Source organism: Pseudomonas sp. GW821-FHT09E12 (assembly GCF_059416085.1).
Genome location: NZ_JBWKOM010000003.1, coordinates 461980 through 479637 on the forward strand (window position 1 = coordinate 461980; position 17658 = coordinate 479637).

Annotated in this window: 14 protein-coding genes; 6 read left to right on the forward strand and 8 right to left on the reverse strand. The window is 62.3% G+C overall.

The features are described 5' to 3' along the window. Window positions 1-181: 181 nt before the first annotated feature. Window positions 182-2776, reverse strand: coding sequence for a glycosyltransferase (locus AC07PQ_RS10620; protein WP_493185468.1), 2595 nt, complete (start codon window positions 2774-2776; stop codon window positions 182-184). 263 nt (window positions 2777-3039) lie between these two features. On the opposite strand from AC07PQ_RS10620, the gene tcdA reads away from it, so the two are divergent. Beyond that, the gene (tcdA, locus tag AC07PQ_RS10625) at window positions 3040-3849 is read left to right on the forward strand and encodes a tRNA cyclic N6-threonylcarbamoyladenosine(37) synthase TcdA (RefSeq protein ID WP_009042375.1); all 810 of its coding nucleotides are present in this window, start codon (window positions 3040-3042) and stop codon (window positions 3847-3849) included. A gap of 145 nt (window positions 3850-3994) precedes the next feature. On the opposite strand, the gene AC07PQ_RS10630 is transcribed toward tcdA, so the two are convergent. The 4 genes from AC07PQ_RS10630 to AC07PQ_RS10645 all read right to left on the reverse strand — a co-directional run bounded on the left by AC07PQ_RS10630 (window position 3995) and on the right by AC07PQ_RS10645 (window position 7125). After that, the gene (locus AC07PQ_RS10630) at window positions 3995-4405 is read right to left on the reverse strand and encodes a SufE family protein (RefSeq protein ID WP_493185469.1); all 411 of its coding nucleotides are present in this window, start codon (window positions 4403-4405) and stop codon (window positions 3995-3997) included. After that, window positions 4402-5607 carry an aminotransferase class V-fold PLP-dependent enzyme gene (locus AC07PQ_RS10635; RefSeq protein ID WP_493185470.1) on the reverse strand — a complete coding sequence of 402 codons (1206 nt, stop codon included), beginning with the start codon at window positions 5605-5607 and terminating at the stop codon, window positions 4402-4404. Before AC07PQ_RS10635 ends, AC07PQ_RS10630 begins: the two co-directional genes overlap by 4 nt. Window positions 5608-5747: 140 nt before the next feature. After that, window positions 5748-6782, reverse strand: coding sequence for a 2,3,4,5-tetrahydropyridine-2,6-dicarboxylate N-succinyltransferase (gene dapD / locus AC07PQ_RS10640; RefSeq protein WP_007924084.1), 1035 nt, complete (start codon window positions 6780-6782; stop codon window positions 5748-5750). A 34-nt stretch (window positions 6783-6816) separates the two neighbouring features. After that, entirely contained in the window at window positions 6817-7125 is a 309-nt protein-coding gene (locus AC07PQ_RS10645) for an arsenate reductase (protein WP_493185559.1), read from the reverse strand. Window positions 7126-7405: 280 nt separating this feature from the next. Between AC07PQ_RS10645 and AC07PQ_RS10650 the strand changes: the two genes are divergently transcribed. After that, a complete protein-coding gene (locus tag AC07PQ_RS10650; RefSeq protein ID WP_087091377.1) occupies window positions 7406-9052 on the forward strand; it encodes a Na+/H+ antiporter in 1647 nt (548 codons plus the stop codon). Between the two features lie 110 nt (window positions 9053-9162). Here the strand turns inward: AC07PQ_RS10650 and dapC are convergent, their stop codons facing one another. The 3 genes from dapC to map are packed head-to-tail and all read right to left on the reverse strand — an operon-like array spanning window position 9163 to window position 13934. Continuing rightward, complete coding sequence (dapC, locus tag AC07PQ_RS10655) at window positions 9163-10362, reverse strand: succinyldiaminopimelate transaminase (RefSeq protein WP_101336958.1); 1200 nt, start codon at window positions 10360-10362, stop codon at window positions 9163-9165. 39 nt (window positions 10363-10401) lie between these two features. Continuing rightward, window positions 10402-13104, reverse strand: a complete 2703-nt coding sequence (locus AC07PQ_RS10660; protein WP_493185471.1) for a [protein-PII] uridylyltransferase — start codon at window positions 13102-13104, stop codon at window positions 10402-10404. 47 nt (window positions 13105-13151) lie between these two features. Beyond that, window positions 13152-13934, reverse strand: coding sequence for a type I methionyl aminopeptidase (gene map / locus AC07PQ_RS10665; RefSeq protein ID WP_009042382.1), 783 nt, complete (start codon window positions 13932-13934; stop codon window positions 13152-13154). Window positions 13935-14341: 407 nt separating this feature from the next. Between map and rpsB the strand changes: the two genes are divergently transcribed. From rpsB to frr, 4 genes are all read left to right on the forward strand, one after another. Continuing rightward, window positions 14342-15082: a 30S ribosomal protein S2 gene (gene rpsB / locus AC07PQ_RS10670; protein WP_007924078.1), complete on the forward strand. Its 741-nt coding sequence runs from the start codon at window positions 14342-14344 to the stop codon at window positions 15080-15082. Between the two features lie 204 nt (window positions 15083-15286). Further along, window positions 15287-16153, forward strand: coding sequence for a translation elongation factor Ts (tsf, locus tag AC07PQ_RS10675; RefSeq protein ID WP_007924077.1), 867 nt, complete (start codon window positions 15287-15289; stop codon window positions 16151-16153). A 207-nt stretch (window positions 16154-16360) separates the two neighbouring features. Then, complete coding sequence (pyrH, locus tag AC07PQ_RS10680; RefSeq protein WP_007924076.1) at window positions 16361-17104, forward strand: UMP kinase; 744 nt, start codon at window positions 16361-16363, stop codon at window positions 17102-17104. Further along, window positions 17101-17658 carry a ribosome recycling factor gene (frr, locus tag AC07PQ_RS10685; RefSeq protein ID WP_007924074.1) on the forward strand — a complete coding sequence of 186 codons (558 nt, stop codon included), beginning with the start codon at window positions 17101-17103 and terminating at the stop codon, window positions 17656-17658. The genes pyrH and frr overlap by 4 nt, the downstream gene beginning before the upstream one ends.

The window sequence follows — 17658 nt, forward strand, 5'->3', positions numbered from 1 at the left end:
GGCGTTATAGGTAGGAGCGAGGCTTGCCCGCGGTGGAAAACCTGAGGTGTCTCAGGCAAACCGCGTCGTGGCTATCGCGGGCAAGCCTCGCTCCTACGGTAATGGGGCAAGGCGCGCAAAATGGCGGATATCTTAAAGCAAAACGGCGGCCAGAGGCCGCCGTTTAGTGCTTTGCCGCGATTTATGCAGCCGCCACCTGTGCGCTTTCGGCAAGCGGTTTTGGCAGCGACGACAGGAAGGCCATGACCAGTGCTGCCACATACGGAAGCGACTGCACCAGCAGCATGGTCACCCAGAAGCGCATGTCGTTGCTCGGCAGGCCGCCCTGCACCAGGTAGATGCCCAGCGCCGCGCCCCACAACAGCAGCATGATGAACAGCTCTTCCCGGGCTTCCGAGATCGCCACCCAGAAGCCGTGGTTGTCGGCATTCTTCGGCGTGCGGAAGAACGGAATGCTGCTGGTGAAGAAGCCGTACAGCACCGCCTTGGCGATGGTGTGGGACAACGCCAGGCCCGCCACGGCCGCGCAGAACGCGTCCTTGAGGTTGACCCCGACCGCCCGGCGGTAGAGGAAGATGATCTTGCCGACCTTGAACACGAACAGTGCCAGGGGCGGGATCGCGAAGATCAGCAACGGCGGATCGACGCGCTGCGGCACGATGATCATCGCCGCCGACCAGAGCAGGGCGCCGAGGGTGAAGAAGATGTTCATGCCGTCCGCCACCCACGGCAGCCAGCCCGCGAGGAAGTGGTAGCGCTGGCCACGGGTCAGCTCGGTGTCCTTGCCGCGCAGCAGGCTGGCGGTATGGCGCTTGATGATCTGGATCGCCCCATAGGCCCAGCGGAAACGCTGTTTCTTGAAGTCGATGAAGGTATCCGGCATCAGGCCCTTGCCGTAGCTGGTGTGGTAATACGCCGCCGACAGGCCTTTCTCGAACACCCGCAGGCCCAGCTCGGCGTCTTCGCAGATGCACCAGTCGGCCCAGCCCAGTTCTTCCAGGACCGAACGGCGGGTCATGGTCATGGTGCCGTGCTGGATGATCGCGTCACGGTCGTTGCGGGTGACCATGCCGATATGGAAGAAGCCTTTGTATTCCGCGTAGCAGAGCTTCTTGAAGGTGCTTTCGTTCTGATCGCGGTAATCCTGCGGCGATTGCACCACGGCGATTTTCGGGTCGGCGAAGTGCGGCACCATGTGCTTGAGCCAGTTGCGATCGACGCAGTAGTCCGAGTCAATCACCGCGATCACTTCGGCATCCTTGGCGGTGTGCGGGATCAGGTAGTTCAGCGCGCCGCCCTTGAAACCGGCCAGGGGCGCGACGTGGAAGAACTTGAAACGCGGGCCGAGGGTTTCGCAATAGGCCTGCACCGGTTCCCAGACCGCCGGGTCCTTGGTGTTGTTGTCGATGATCAGGACTTCGAAGTCCGGATAGTCGAGGTTGGCCAGGGCATTGAGGGTCTGTTTGACCATTTCCGGCGGCTCGTTGTAGCACGGCACATGGATCGAGACTTTCGGCCGGTAGTTGGAGTCGCCTTCGACCGGCAGGAACTCGCGCCGGCGCTTGTGCACCCAGACCGCCTCGGCCAGTTCATGGGCCTCGGTGAGCAACACGATGAACACCCCGAGCGCACCCAGGGCGAGCAGGAAGCCCACCGTCAGGCTGAACCAGGTGCTGTATTGCTGGCTGTAGTCGTAGCCGATCCACACCAGCACCGAGCCGCAGAGGAAGGCGATGAAGGTCAGGAAGGTCCGCCCGCGCTGGCGCAGGGCCGAGCCGTCGATCATCAGCAGGGTCAGGGACAGCAGCGCCAGGACCACCGAGCCGATGGCCAGCACGCGCCATTGCGGGATCGCCACCACCGGGCCTTCGAAGTTGAATTTCTGCTGGCGCGCGGCGTTGAACACGCCCCAGTAGGCGCCTACCGAACCTTCGTCGCTGGCCTTCCACGGCTGGTCGAAGGCTTCGATCACGAAGTAGTTGTAGCCCTGGCGGTTGAGCTTGTTGACCAGGTTACGCAGGTAGATCGCCTGGTCCGCCGGGCTGGCGTCGGCGCCACCACGCATGCGGCCGTTGCTCGGCCAGCCCACCTCGGACAGCAGCAGCGGTTTTTTCGGGAACATTTGTTTCAGGTCGCGGGCGCGGTCGAGGACGAACTGCCCGGCCTTGTCCATCGGGACGAATTCCCAGTAGGGCAGGACGTGCGCGGCGATCAGGTCGACGTGCTGGGCCAGTTCCGGGTGTTCTTTCCAGACGTGCCACTGTTCGGAGGTGGTGACCGGCACCTTGACCGCGGCCCGTACACGATCGAGCAGGACGCTCAACTGGTCGGCGGTGATTTCCTTGCGGAAGATCGCTTCGTTACCGACCACCACGCGCACCACACTGCGCGAGGTGTTGGCGATGTCGATGGCGCGGGTGATTTCACGCTCGTTGCGCTCCAGGTCCGGGCTGATCCAGATCCCGAGGGTCACGCGCAGGCCGAACTCTTCCGCCAGCTTGGGGATGTTCTCCAGCGTGCCGTCGACCGAGTAGGTCCGAATGTTGTCGGTCAGCTTGCTCATGATCTCCAGGTCACGACGCATCTCGTCGTCGGTCGGGAACTGGTCTTTCTGCGGGAACTGACCCAGCTGGAAAGGCGAGTAGGAAAAGCCGGAGATTTGTGCAGGCCAATTGGGGGCGGAAACCGGGCGGTTGACCAGTGCCCAGAAGCCGGTGAACAGGGCGGCGATTGCCAGAACCACCACCAGGTTGAGTCCAAATTTACGCGATGACATAGCTATTTCGGGTTCCAAAGGGTGTGGAACGGGGGAACGGTCGGCATGCGCCAAGCGGCGCGCATCCTACACTGGCCTTCGACTGAGCGTACAGCGCACAGGGGAAAGCCGCAGGTTGGGCAATCCAACTCGATTTAAGTTCTCGGCGACGAAATTTTCAGATTGTTCCCTCATTAAAGCAGCCCCGACTGCCATTCATAGGGCAAAGATGCTCTTGACGGACATCGGCCCTATAATGCGCGCCGGTTTTTGGGGTAATGGTCATGAGTACAGAAGATCCGCGGTTTGCTGGCGTCGCCCGGTTGTATGGCATCGAGGGGCTGGAACGCTTGCGCGCCGCCCATGTGGCGATCGTCGGGGTCGGCGGGGTCGGCTCCTGGGCGGCGGAAGCCATAGCCCGTTGTGGCGTGGGCGAGATCTCGCTGTTCGACCTGGACGACGTCTGCGTCAGCAACAGCAATCGGCAACTGCACGCCCTCGACAGCACGGTCGGCAAAGCCAAGGTCGAGGTCATGGCCGAGCGCCTGCGCGGGATCAATCCGGCCTGCACCGTGCATGCGGTGGCGGACTTCGTCACCCGCGAGACCATGGCCGAATACATCACGCCGAACATCGACTGCGTGATCGACTGCATCGACAGCGTCAACGCCAAGGCGGCGCTGATCGCCTGGTGCAAACGGCGCAAGATCCAGATCATCACCACCGGCGGCGCGGGCGGGCAGATCGACCCGACGCTGATCCAGGTCTGCGACCTGAACCGTACCTTCAACGACCCGCTGGCCTCGAAAGTGCGTTCGACCCTGCGGCGCGACTATGGGTTTTCCCGCACCGTGACCCGTCACTACAGCGTGCCTTGCGTGTTTTCCACCGAGCAGCTGCGCTACCCGAAACCGGACGGCAGCATCTGCCTGCAGAAGAGCTTTGTCGGCGATGGCGTGAAACTCGACTGCGCCGGCGGTTTTGGCGCGGTGATGATGGTCACCGCGACCTTCGGCATGGTCGCGGCGACCAAGGCGGTGGACAAGCTGGTGGCTGGCGTGCGGCGCCCGGCGGACAGAGTCAAACCCATCTGACGCAATAGATTCCTGTAGCCGCTGCCGCAGGCTGCGATAAGGCCCGAAGGGGCTTCCGGGGGCCTCAAGAGCACGTCTCCTGCGGAGCCGATCGCAGCCTGCGGCAGCGGCTACAGAGATTCGGGTCGGGTAGATCGCGATTGGATCAGTAGTTGCCAGCCAGCTCGCGCATCCGCTGCAATACCGCGTTCAGCCCATTGCTGCGCGACGGCGACAACTGGCGCGACAGGCCCAGTTGATTGAACCAGTCCGGCAAGTCCACCCGTTGCAGTTCCTCGGCGGGCAAGCCGTTGACCCGCGCCAGCAGCAGGGCCACCAGGCCACGGATCAGGCGTGCATCGCTGCTGGCGGCGAACTGCCAGTGACCGTCCTGCAAGGTGCCCACCAGCCAGACCTGGCTTTCACAGCCATGCACCCGATTGGCCTCGACCTTGTCGGCGTCGCTCAGCGGTGCCAGGCGTTCGCCCCATTGCATCAGCAAGCGTGCGCGCTGTTCCCAACCGGGAGCGCCCTGAAAGCTGTCGAGGGCGGCCAGGGCCTCGGCGGGCAGGCTCATCGCAACAGCTCCAGGGCCTGATCGAGGGCCTCGAAAAAGCGCTCCAGGTCCTCGGAGTCGTTGTACAGCGCCAGGGATGCGCGGGTCGCCCCGGCCAGACCGAAGCTTTTCAGCAGCGGCATGGCGCAGTGATGCCCGGCGCGCACGGCGATGCCCTGTTCGGTCAGCAGGTGAGCCAGGTCGGCGTTGTGCACGCCATCGACCACGAAGCTGACCAGCGCCAGTTGCGGCTTGCCCAGCAGGCGCAGGCCTTTGCGGGCCAGCAGGCCGTGCAGCAGGTAGTCGTGCAGCGCGGCTTCATGGGCGCTGACGGCGTCCTGGTCGAGACCGCTGAGGTAATCCAGGGTCGCGCCCAGGCCGATCACGCTGGCGATCGGCGGCGTACCGGCTTCGAAACCCAGCGGGGCGGGGCGGAAGCTGGCGTGCTGGTATTCGGCCTGCTGGACCATCTCGCCACCAAACTGCCAGTGACGCAGGCTTTGCAGCGCCTCGGTGCGCCCGTACAGCACGCCGACGCCGTCCGGGCCGTAGAGCTTGTGGCTGGAGAACACATAGAAATCGCAGCCCAGCGCCTGCACATCGTGGCGGCCGTGGACCACGCCCTGGGCGCCGTCGACCACGGTCAGGGCGGCGTGCGCCTTGGCCAGGGCCAGCAACTGCGGCAGGGGCTGCCAGGCACCGAGCACGTTGGACAGCTGGCTGACGGCCAGCAGCCGGGTGCGCGGGCCGATCAGGCGTGCCGCGGCGTCGAGATCGATCAGGCCGTCGTCGTCCAGCGGCAGAACCACCAGGTTGAGGCCGCGACGGTGCGCCAGTTGCTGCCAGGGCAGCAGGTTGGCGTGATGCTCCAGGGCGCTGATGACGATTTCGTCGCCCGGGTTGAATTGATGTTCCAGGCCATAGGCCAGGAGGTTCAGCGCGGAGGTCGCGCCGTGGGTAAAGATGATCTGCCCGCTGTCACCGCTGTTCAGCCACTGCGCCACCTTGTGCCGGCTGTTCTCGAACGCCTGGGTGGCGTGAGCGCCGGGCAGGTGCTGCGCGCGATGCACATTGGCCGCGCCATTGGCGTAGTAGTGCGCCAGGGCATCCAGCAGGGCTTGGGGTTTTTGCGTGGTGGCGGCGTTGTCCAGGTAGGTCTGGTCCTGCCGTTGCAGGGCGGCGATGGCCGGGAAGTCGGCACGCCAGGGAGAAGGAATCATCATGCTATCGGGCCCTGGTGAACATGGGCGGGTATACGCCGGACCTGTAACCGGTAGGAGCGAGGCTGCCCGCCAAGGGGCCCTTGAGGCAGCCCAAAGCTTCGCGGGCCAGCCTCGCTCCTGCAGGTATAGGTGCGTGACGCTTAGTTGTGAGCGTGCAGCGCTGCGTTCAGTTCGATGGCCGATTTGTGGGTCTTGCACTCCACGGCACCGGTCTCCGAATTGCGACGGAACAGCAGGTCAGGCTGGCCGGCCAGCTCACGGGCCTTGACTACCTTGACCAGCTGGTTGTTCTCGTCCAGCAGCGCCACCTTGGTCCCGGCGGTCACGTACAGGCCCGATTCCACGGTATTGCGGTCGCCCAGCGGGATACCGATACCGGCGTTGGCGCCGATCAGGCAGCCTTCGCCGACCTTGATCACGATATTGCCGCCGCCCGACAGGGTGCCCATGGTCGAGCAACCGCCGCCCAAGTCCGAACCCTTGCCGACGAATACACCAGCGGACACCCGGCCTTCGATCATGCCCGGGCCTTCGGTGCCGGCGTTGAAGTTGACGAAACCTTCGTGCATCACGGTGGTGCCTTCGCCCACGTAGGCGCCCAGGCGGATACGCGCGGCGTCAGCGATGCGCACGCCGGCCGGTACCACGTAGTCGGTCATTTTCGGGAACTTGTCCACCGAGAACACTTCCAGCAGCTCGCCACGCAGGCGGGCTTCCAGTTGACGCTCGGCCAGCTCGCCGAGGTCCACCGCGCCCTGGTTGGTCCAGGCCACGTTCGGCAGCAGCGGGAAGATCCCGGCCAGGTTCAGGCCGTGCGGCTTGACCAGGCGGTGGGACAGCAGGTGCAGCTTCAGGTAGGCCTCCGGGGTGGAGGTCAACTGGGCATCTTCGGCCAGCAGGGTGGCGACCAGCGGCTTGTGGCTCTCGGCCAGGCGGGTCAGCAGCGCGGCCTGGGTGGCGTCGATGCTTTTCAGGGCGTCGGCCAGTTCTGCAGCCTGGGTGGTGGTGAAGGTGATGGCCTGGTTGCCTTCGCTGTAACCCAGCACCGGGGCGATGGCGGCAACGATTTCCGCGGACGGCTTGAGCAGGGGCGCGGCGTAAAACACTTCCAGCCACGCGCCTTGACGGTTTTGAGTGCCGACACCAAAGGCCAGGCTGAACAGGGTAGTGGACATGCTGTTACCTCTTACAAAATTGAGCGGGCAGGCGTTATTTGATTTCTGCCGCGTAGATATCGGGCTTGAAGCCAATCAGGGTTCGGTCGCCGAGATCGAGCACCGGGCGCTTGATCATCGAGGGTTGCGCGAGCATCAATTCGATCGCTTTCGCCTGGTCGAGATCGGCTTTGCGTTCGTCGTCGAGTTTGCGAAAGGTCGTGCCCGCACGGTTCAGCACCACCTGCCAGCTGTGCTCGTTGCACCACTGGGCCAGGTGTTCGCGGTCGATTCCGGCCGCTTTGTAGTCATGGAAGTCATAGCTGACAGCGTGTTCATCGAGCCAGGTGCGCGCCTTTTTCATGGTGTCGCAGGCTTTGATGCCGAAAAGGTGCAACGTTTTGCTTGAAGCGGTCAAGGAATTGCCCCCTTTTGAGATGCTGGAGTTAAAGGTCACGGATTATGCCATGCCCGCGCCGGTTCGGCGTCGGCGAAGGCCCGGCTTTGTAGCTTTGTGTGACAGCGGCATGGGCCGCTTGCGACTTTTGTGCAGCGGCGAGGCCCCAGCTTAAGCGGCTAATATGGCACTTCGACGGTAACCTGTTGCCTGAAGTCCGCTGCTGATCGATTGGGAAAACCGCTTTATGCAAACCGCTTATACCGTCCTTATCCTGCTGATGCTGGTGAGTCTCTCGCGGTTGGTCGGACGGGTGATTCCGTTGCCGTTGCCGCTGCTGCAGATCGCCGCCGGGGCTTTGCTGGCCTGGCCCACCCTGGGGCTGCACGTGGCCCTGGACCCGGAATTGTTTCTGTTTCTGTTCCTGCCGCCGCTGCTGTTCTCCGATGGCTGGCGCATGCCCAAGCGCGAGCTGTGGCGCCTGCGCGGGCCGATCCTGACCCTGGCCGTGGGCCTGGTGCTGTTCACCGTGGTGGGGGCCGGTTATTTCATTCACTGGTTGCTGCCGACCATTCCCTTGCCGGTCGCCTTCGCCCTCGCGGCTGTCTTGTCGCCGACCGACGCCGTGGCGGTCTCGGCGATTTCCCAGAACCGCCTGCCGACGCCCTTGATGCACATGCTGCAGGGGGAGGCGCTGATGAACGACGCCTCCGGCCTGGTGACCTTCAAGTTCGCCCTGGCGGCGGCCGTGACCGGGGTGTTTTCCCTGGCCAATGCCAGCCTGACTTTTGTCCTGGTGGCCGTCGGCGGCCTGGCGGTTGGCGTGGCCCTGAGCTGGCTGGTGGGGCGCTTGCGAGCCTGGATGATCGCCCGCGGCTGGGACGACCCGGCGACCCATGTGGTGTTCATGCTGTTGCTGCCGTTCGCCGCCTACGTGCTGGCCGAGCGCCTGGGAGCCTCGGGCATCCTCTCGGCGGTGGCGGCGGGGATGATGCAGAGCTGGCTCGATCTGTTGCCCCGGCAGACCAGCACGCGCTTGCTCAACCGCAGCGTCTGGTCGCTGCTGGAGTTCGCCTTCAACGGCCTGATCTTTCTGCTGTTGGGCCTGCAACTGCCGGACATCATCAAGGCCGTGGTCAGCCACGAAACCACCTTGTGGCCGACCCTGTTCTATCGCTGCCTGGATGTGGGAGCGATCTTCCTGGTATTGCTGGTACTGCGGTTCATCTGGGTGCAAAGCATCTGGCGCCTGTCCGGCCTGTTGCGCCGCTGGCGTGGCAAGGGCGAACTGACCCTGGTGCCGACCGCGCGCTCCTGCTGGTTGCTGACGGTGGGCGGGGTACGCGGGGCGGTGACCCTGGCGGGCGTCATGTCGGTGCCGCTGTTGCTGGGAGCGGGCGAGGCTTTTCCCGAGCGCGACCTGCTGATCTTCATTGCCGCCGGGGTGATCCTGTTGTCGCTGGTGGCCGCCTGTATCGCCTTGCCGCTGTTACTGCGGGGCATCCAGAAGAGTCCTGACGAGAAGCGGCATGCCGAAGTGCGTGACGCCTGGCGCAAAACCGCCGAGGCGGCGATCCATGCCCTGGAGGCCGAGGAAGTGGCCGATGGGGCCAGCTCGCCGGATGCGGCCCAGGCGGCGCTGGCCACCGAACTCAAGGGGCGGCTGATGTCGGAGTATCGCCATCAACTGGAGGTGTTCAACGATTCCGCCGAAGCCCAGGCGCTGGCGTTTCAGATGGACTTGCTGGAGCGCAAATTGCGTTTGAAGGCGCTGCGGGCGCAGCGGCTGGAGTTGTATCGGTTGAGCCGCCAGCACCAGATCGGCGACGACGTATTGCGCGAGGTATTGGGCGAGCTGGACCTCAGCGAGGCCAATCTGGGGCAGGTGAAATAACGTCGGTCTGCTTGTAGGAGCGAAGCTTGCTCGCGATGAACGATAACGCGGTGTATCAGTTGTACGGCGTCGTTTCTATCGCGGGCAAGCCTCGCTCCTACAGGGGGGAGTTATTGACGGCGCAACACGAAATCGCGGATCCGCTCGGCGGCTTCCACGCATTCGGCCAATGGCGCCACCAGGGCCATACGCACCCGACCGGCTCCCGGGTTGCTGCCGTCGACGTCGCGCGACAGGTAGGAGCCCGGCACTACGGTCACATGTTCCTGTTCGTACAGGTCGCGGCAGAACGCTGTGTCGTCGCCCGCCACGTTCGGCCACAGGTAGAAGCTGCCGTCCGGGCGCTGCACGTCGAGTACCGGCGCCAGGATCTCCAGCACCGCATCGAACTTCTCGCGATACAGCGCGCGGTTGGCGCGCACATGCACTTCGTCGTTCCAGGCGGCGATGCTGGCCAGCTGGGTCTGAACCGGCATGGCGCAGCCATGGTAGGTGCGGTACAGCAGGAAGCCCTTGAGGATCTCGGCGTCGCCGGCGACGAAGCCGGAGCGCAGGCCCGGCAGGTTGGAGCGCTTGGACAGGCTGTGGAACACCACGCAACGCTTGAAGTCCTGGCGTCCCAGCTCGGCGCAGGCACTGAGCAGGCCGGGTGGCGGGGTCTGCTCGTCGAAGTACAGCTCGCTGTAGCACTCGTCGGCGGCGATCACGAAATCGTACTGGTCGGCCAGGGCGATGAGTTTCTTCAGGGTTTCGATCGGGATCAGTGCGCCGGTCGGGTTGCCCGGCGAGCACAGGAACAGGATCTGGCAACGCTGCCAGATCTCGGCCGGTACCGCGTCGAAGTCCGGATTGAAGCCGTTTTCATCGAGGCACGGCAGGTAGTGCGGCTTGGCGCCGGCGAGGAAGGCCGCGCCTTCGTAGATCTGATAGAAGGGGTTCGGGCTGACCACCAGCGCGTCGTCGCCACGGTTGACCACAGTCTGGGTGAAGGCGAACAGCGCCTCGCGGGTGCCGTTGACCGGCAGCACATTGCGCGCCGGGTCGATCCAGCCGTCGGGCACGCCAAAACGCCGTTCGCACCAGCTGGCGATGGCTTCGCGCAGGGCTGGAAGCCCCAGGGTCGTCGGATACACGGCCATCTGGTCGAGGTTATTGGCCAGGGCCTCGGCGACAAAGCTCGGCGAGCGGTGCTTGGGTTCGCCGATGGACAGCGCGATTGGGCGCTTGGCCGGGTTGGGCTGGACGCCGCCGAGCAGGGCGCGGAGTTTCTCGAACGGGTAGGGCTGCAGCTGGTTCAGAGCGTTGTTCATCGGTGCGGTGTCTCACTCAAAGCGGGTCGTGGCGCGTGGTCAGAAGCTCAGGCGCGTCAAGGCGGTAGGCGGTTCGTGGCTGACGCTCAGCTGTTCGACGATGGCGTCCTGCAGTCGGCTGCACAGCTGGGGATCGGACAGTTGCTGGTTGTGCGCGTCGGTAATGAAGAACACGTCTTCCACGCGCTCGCCCAGGGTGGCGATCTTGGCGTTTTGCAGCGACAGGTCGAACTCCAGGAAGATCTTGCCGATACGCGCCAGCAGGCCGGGGCGATCGGGAGCGCTCAGTTCGAGCACGGTGACCGGGCGCTGGGCATCGTTGTGGATAGTCACTTGCGGCGGGAACGCGAAGTGCTTGAGCTGACGCGGTACTCGACGCTGGATGATGGTCGGGTAGTCGTCAGGATTGCGCAGGGCCTCGGTAAGGCCGTCGCGGATCTGTTTGACGCGTTGCGGGTTGTTGCCGATCGAGCCGCCGTCATTGTCGAGCACGATATAGGTGTCGAGGGTGAACTGGCTGCTCGAGGTGATAATCCGGGCGTCATGGATGTTCAGGTTCAACTGGTCCATCGCGGCCACGGTCACGGCGAAGAAGTCGTGCTGGTCCGGGGCGTAGATGAAGATCTGCGTGCCACCCTCGAATTCGCGCTGGGTGGTTTCCTTGATCAGCACCAGCGGGCCGCCGTCGGCCGGCTGCTGGAGGATCGCATCGCTGTGCCAGGCCACATCGCCGGCGGTGTGGCGCAGGAAGTAGTCGTCACCCAGTTGCGCCCAGAGCTGCTCGACGTCGTCCGGGTCGGTGCCGGCGCGGACCAGAATGTCCAGGGCCGCGCTTTGTGTCTGGCGGATCTGCTCTTCGCGGTCCACCGGGTTTTCCAGGCCGCGGCGCAGGGCGCGCTTGGTCTCGGTGTAGAGCTGGCGCAACAGGCTGGCGCGCCATGAGTTCCACAGTGTCGGGTTGGTCGCGTTGATGTCGGAAACCGTCAGCACGTAGAGATAGTCCAGGTGGGTCTGGTCGACCACGACCTGGGCGAAGTCATGGATGACTTGCGGGTCGGACAGGTCCTTGCGCTGGGCGGTGGTCGACATCACCAGATGGTTCTGCACCAGCCAGACGATCAGGCGCGTGTCCCACAGCGGCAACTGGTGGCGGATGCAGAAGGCTTCCGCGTCCACGGCGCCGATATCCGAGTGGTCACCGTGCCGGCCCTTGCCGATGTCGTGGTAGAGCCCGGCCAGGTAGATCAACTCGGGCTTGGGCAGCTTGGCCATGAGCTTGCTGGCCAGCGGGAATTTCTCCGAAACCTGGGTGTACTGCAGTTTGCGCAGGTGTTTGATCAGGTTCAGGGTGTGGGCGTCGACCGTATAGATGTGGAACAGGTCATGCTGCATCTGCCCGACGATATGGCCGAACTCCGGCAGATAACGCCCGAGAATGCCGTAGCGATTCATCCGCCGCAGGTTGCGGTGGATGCCGATCTCGCACTTGAACAGCTCGATGAACAGGCTGGTATTGCGAATGTCGTGGCGGAAATCGTCGTCGATCAGGTGGCGATTTTCGCGCAACAGGCGAATGGTGTCGGCGCGTACGCCCTTGATCTCCGGGTGCTGGGCCATGAGCACGAAGATTTCCAGCATGGCGAACGGCGTGCGGCGGAACACGTTGGCGTTGATCGCCTCGATGTAGCCGTCGTGCAGCTGGAAGCGCGAGTTGATCGGCTGCGGCGGCGCTTCGTCTTCCGGGGCGAGGATGACTTCCTCGAAATGCTGGATGATCAGGTCGCTGAGCTGGGCGATGCTCATCACCACCCGGTAGTACTGCTGCATGAAGCTTTCGATGGCCTGCTTGGCATCGTTGCCCTCGAACCCCAGCAGCTTGGCGATCGAGCGCTGGTGGTCGAACAGCAGGCGGTCTTCGGCACGCCCGGCGAGCATGTGCAGGGCGTAGCGGACTTTCCACAGGAACTCCTGGGACGAAGCCAGCAGCGCGTTCTCGCTTTCCACCAGGAAACCTTCGCCGGCCAGGGCCCGCAGGTTCAGCGTGCCGTACTGGCGACGGGCGACCCAGAGGATGGTCTGGATGTCACGCAGACCGCCGGGCGAGCCTTTGACGTTGGGTTCCAGGTTGTATTCGGTGTCGTTGTACTTGTGGTGCCGGGCTTTCTGTTCGGCGCGCTTGGCCAGGAAGAAGTCCTTGCTCGGCCACATATGCGCCGTGCTGGTGACGTCGAGCATGCGCTGGCGCAGGCGTTCGGGGCCGCAGATGGTGCGGCTTTCCATCAGGTTGGTAACCACCGTCAGGTCGGCGCGGGCCTCTTCGGCGCATTCCTCCACCGAGCGTACGCTTTGCCCGACTTCCAGGCCGATGTCCCAGAGCAGGGTCAGGAAGCGTTCGATGGAGTCGCGGAAAATTTCGTGGTCGGCGCTGTCCAGCAGGATCAGCAGGTCGATGTCGGAGTAGGGGTGCAGCTCGCCGCGACCGTAGCCGCCGACCGCCACCAGGGCGATGTCGGCGTCGTCGCTCCAGTCGAACTGGTCCCAGGCCTTTTGCAGGATGTTATCGACGAACCAGGCGCGGTCCTCGATGAGCCGGCGGATATCCCGTCCGCTGCGAAAGCGCTCGTCGAGCACTTCACGTGCCTGACGAATGGCTTTCTTGAAGGCAGCGATAGGGCTTGCCTTCAGGGCCAGTTCCGCCTGGAACTGGCCGCGGTCGAACAATTCGGGATCCACCTGCGGCATTGATTGGCTTTCCTTTCTATCTATAGGTCAGGGCGCAGCTGCGTGGATCAGGCCGAGACGCGCGCGATGGTGTCATCGCTGCGCAGGGTGAAGATCTCGTAGCCGGTCTCGGTCACCAGCAGGGTGTGTTCCCACTGCGCGGAGAGCTTGCGGTCCTTGGTGATCGCGGTCCAGCCGTCGCCCAGCACCTTGGTGTCGGCCTTGCCCTGGTTGATCATCGGCTCGATAGTGAAGGTCATGCCGGCTTTCAGTTCCATGCCGGTGCCGGCGCGGCCGTAGTGCAGGATCTGCGGCTCTTCGTGGAACACCTTGCCGATACCGTGGCCGCAGAACTCGCGCACCACCGAGAAACCGTTCTTTTCAGCGTGTTTCTGGATGACTTCGCCGATGTCGCCCAGGCGGCAGCCCGGCTTGACCAGTTCGATGGCCTTGTACATGCATTCCTGGGTGATCTGCGACAGGCGCTCGGCCCAGACCGGCACGGTGCCGACGTGGAACATGCGGCTGGTATCGCCGTGGTAGCCATCCTTGATGACGGTGACATCGATGTTCAGGGTGTCGCCATCCTTCAGCGGCTTCTCGTTCGGGATGCCGTGGCACACCACGTGGTTGATCGAGGTGCAGATGGACTTGGGGAAACCCTTGTAATTCAACGGCGCGGGAATCGCATGCTGCACATTGACGATGTAGTCGTGGCAGATGCGGTCCAGCTCTTCGGTGGTCACGCCGGGTTTGACATGCTCGGCAATCATTTCCAGCACTTCGGCGGCCAGTTTGCCGGCGACACGCATTTTTGCGATGTCCTCGGGAGTTTTGAGGGTGACGGTCATACAGGCTCTCTTGACGCTCAGTGGCGCGGATAAACACGGAATGGCTTGAAAACGGTGCATCGAAGGCTGAACCCGCTGTGGGGTCGCCGCGCTTTCAAAAGCCTCAAAGGTGCGATTCTAACAGAGCCCCGGGGCAAATCTGAGGCTCTGTGCGTCGCTTCTTTCTATAACAGTGGAGCATTCTGGCCCGATTCCAAGGGGGGAGCAAAAAAGCCCTCCGGGGGAAATGAGAATCCGGGTTCCGTTTTTACCCTTCTTGTGGTATAAAATGCGCCGCTTTCCGGGGATGCCCTGAAAAGCCTAAACCCACACACGTGTCGACACGATGACCTGGGTGCCCTCAGCACAAGCTGTTGGTTGGTCATTGGGATACGTGGAGGCCTAACCCGACTTATTAAGGAACTATCATGTCCCAAGTCAACATGCGCGATATGCTGAAGGCCGGTGTGCACTTCGGTCACCAAACCCGTTACTGGAATCCGAAAATGGGCAAGTACATTTTCGGCGCGCGTAACAAGATTCACATCATCAACCTTGAAAAAACCCTGCCAATGTTCAACGAAGCTCTGACTTTCGTAGAGCGTCTGGCCCAGGGCAAAAACAAGATTCTGTTCGTCGGCACCAAGCGTTCCGCTGGCAAGATCGTTGCTGAAGAAGCAGCACGTTGCGGTTCGCCGTACGTCGATCACCGCTGGTTGGGCGGCATGCTGACCAACTACAAGACCATCCGTGCTTCCATCAAGCGTCTGCGTGACCTGGAAGTTCAGTCGGAAGACGGCACCTTCGCCAAGCTGACCAAGAAAGAGGCGCTGATGCGCACTCGCGATCTGGAAAAGCTGGATCGTAGCCTGGGTGGTATCAAGGACATGGGCGGTCTGCCTGACGCATTGTTCGTGATCGACGTTGACCACGAGCGCATCGCGATCACCGAAGCCAACAAGCTGGGCATCCCGGTCATCGGCGTTGTCGATACCAACAGCAGCCCGGAAGGCGTTGACTACATCATCCCAGGCAACGATGACGCCATTCGCGCCATCCAGCTGTACATGGGTTCGATGGCTGATGCCGTGATCCGTGGCCGCAACAACGTTGCTGGCGGCACCGAAGTATTCGCTGAAGACGCTCCAGCGCCGGCAGCTGAAGCCTGAGTAACTGACGCTTAGCGTTTACTCAGTACGCAAAAAGGGGGCTAGGCCCCCTTTTTGCCACCTCGGAAATCATTTACCGATGGCGCCCCTGCAGTTCTTGTCATGTGTGGCGGCTATCAAGGGTTTTCGAGAGCGCAGCTCAAGAATTGATCGCCCGTTGAGTCGGGTGGAATGGTTGAAAACCTATCCAAGAGGAATTTGAAAATGGCAGAGATTACTGCAGCGTTGGTTAAAGAACTGCGCGAGCGTACCGGCGAAGGCATGATGGACTGCAAGAAAGCCTTGACCAAGGCTGGCGGCGACATCGAGAAAGCCATTGATGACATGCGCGCTTCGGGCGCCATCAAGGCTGCCAAGAAAGCAGGCAACATCGCTGCTGAAGGCGCCATCGCCATCAAGGACGACGGTAAAGCCGCCGTTCTGCTGGAAGTCAACTCGCAGACCGACTTCCTGGCTCTGCAGGACGACTTCAAGGCATTCGTTGCTGCCAGCGTCGAAAAAGCTTTCGCTGACAAGCTGACCGATGCCGCTCCGCTGATCGAAGCTCAAGAAGCCGATCGTCTGGTCCTGGTTGGCAAGACTGGCGAGAACGTCAACATCCGTCGTCTGGCTCGCGTTGAAGGTGACGTGGTCGGTACTTACCTGCACGGTAACAAGATCGGTGTTGCGGTTGTCCTGAAAGGCGGTTCCGTGGAGCTGGCCAAGGACATCGCCATGCACGTGGCTGCAAGCAACCCTGAGTTCCTGCTGCCATCGCAAGTTTCCGCTGAAGCCATCGAGCGCGAAAAAGCCGTGTTCCTGCAGCTGAACGAAGACAAGATGAAAGGCAAGCCAGCCGAAATCGTTGAAAAAATGATCGGTGGCCGTATCAGCAAGTTCCTGGCCGAAGCCAGCCTGGTTGAGCAAGCTTTCGTCAAGGATCCAGAAGTCACCGTAGGTGCCCTGGCCAAGAAAGGCGGCGCAGAAATCGTTTCGTTCACCCGCTTCGCGGTAGGTGAAGGCATCGAGAAGAAAGAAGACAACTTCGCTGAAGAAGTTGCCGCACAACTGGCTGCTGCCAAGCAACAGTAAGACGGTTTTTCAACTGTCGCCCGAAAGAGGCTGCCCGCTCACGCGCGCAGCCTCTTTTCAAATGGGGTAACCAATTTATTGGGTTGCCTTCGGAACCGGTTTACAAAGTCGTGTTCTGATGGCGCTGTGACAGCGTCAAGCTAGAGTGAACGCAGGCTGCAAACAGCTTGCAGAGAATTTTAAAATACGCCGCAGGAGAGATTCGCAATGGCTCAGCAGGGCAGTGGTTATCAAGCTCGCTATAAACGCATTCTACTCAAGCTTAGCGGCGAGGCCCTGATGGGCTCGGAAGAGTTCGGGATCGACCCTAAGGTGCTCGATCGCATGGCGCTGGAAGTCGGCCAGCTGGTGGGCATCGGTGTTCAGGTCGGCCTGGTCATCGGTGGTGGCAACCTGTTCCGTGGCGCGGCGCTCAGCGCGGCAGGCATGGATCGGGTAACAGGCGACCACATGGGCATGCTGGCCACTGTGATGAACGGCCTGGCCATGCGCGACGCGCTGGAACGTGCGAATATCTCGGCGATCGTCATGTCGGCCATTTCCATGGTGGGTGTGACCGATCACTATGACCGTCGCAAGGCGATGCGCCATCTGAACTCCAAGGAAGTGGTGATCTTCGCTGCCGGTACCGGCAACCCGTTCTTCACGACCGACTCCGCAGCATGCTTGCGGGCGATCGAGATCGATGCCGACGTAGTGCTCAAGGCAACCAAGGTTGACGGTGTGTACACCGCAGACCCATTCAAAGACCCGCATGCCGAGAAGTTCGATCATCTGACCTACGATGAAGTGCTGGATCGCAAGCTGGGTGTCATGGATCTGACGGCGATCTGCCTGTGCCGCGACCATAAGATGCCGTTGCGCGTATTTAACATGAACAAGCCCGGCGCCCTGCTGAACATCGTGCATGGCGGCGCTGAAGGTACCCTGATCGAGGAAGGCGAACAATGATCAACGAAATCAAGAAAGACGCTCAAGAGCGCATGAAGAAGTCCCTGGAGTCGCTGGCTCACGCGTTTGGCCAGATCCGTACCGGCAAGGCGCACCCGAGCATCCTGGGTAGCGTGATGGTGCCTTACTATGGCACTGACACCCCATTGAGCGGTGTGGCCAACGTTACTGTGAAAGACTCTCAGACCCTGCAGGTAGTGCCATTCGAGCGCAACATGCTTGGGGCAATCGACAAGGCCATCGGCAGTGCTGGCCTGAACCTCAATCCGACCAATCTTGGCGAGCTGCTGCTGATCAAAATGGCGCCGCTGACTGAGGAAACCCGCAAAGGCTTCACCAAGCAGGCGCGTGCTGCTGCTGAAGATGCCCGTGTCGCTGTGCGCAATATTCGTCGCGATGCCTTGGGCGATCTGAAGAAGCTGTCCAAGGACAAGGAAATCAGTGAAGACGAAGAGCGTCGCGCCGGAGCTGAGATCGACAAGCTGATCAAAGAGTTCGAGGCTCAGATTGCTAAGGCAACTGACGAAAAAGAAAAGGACCTGATGGCCGTATAA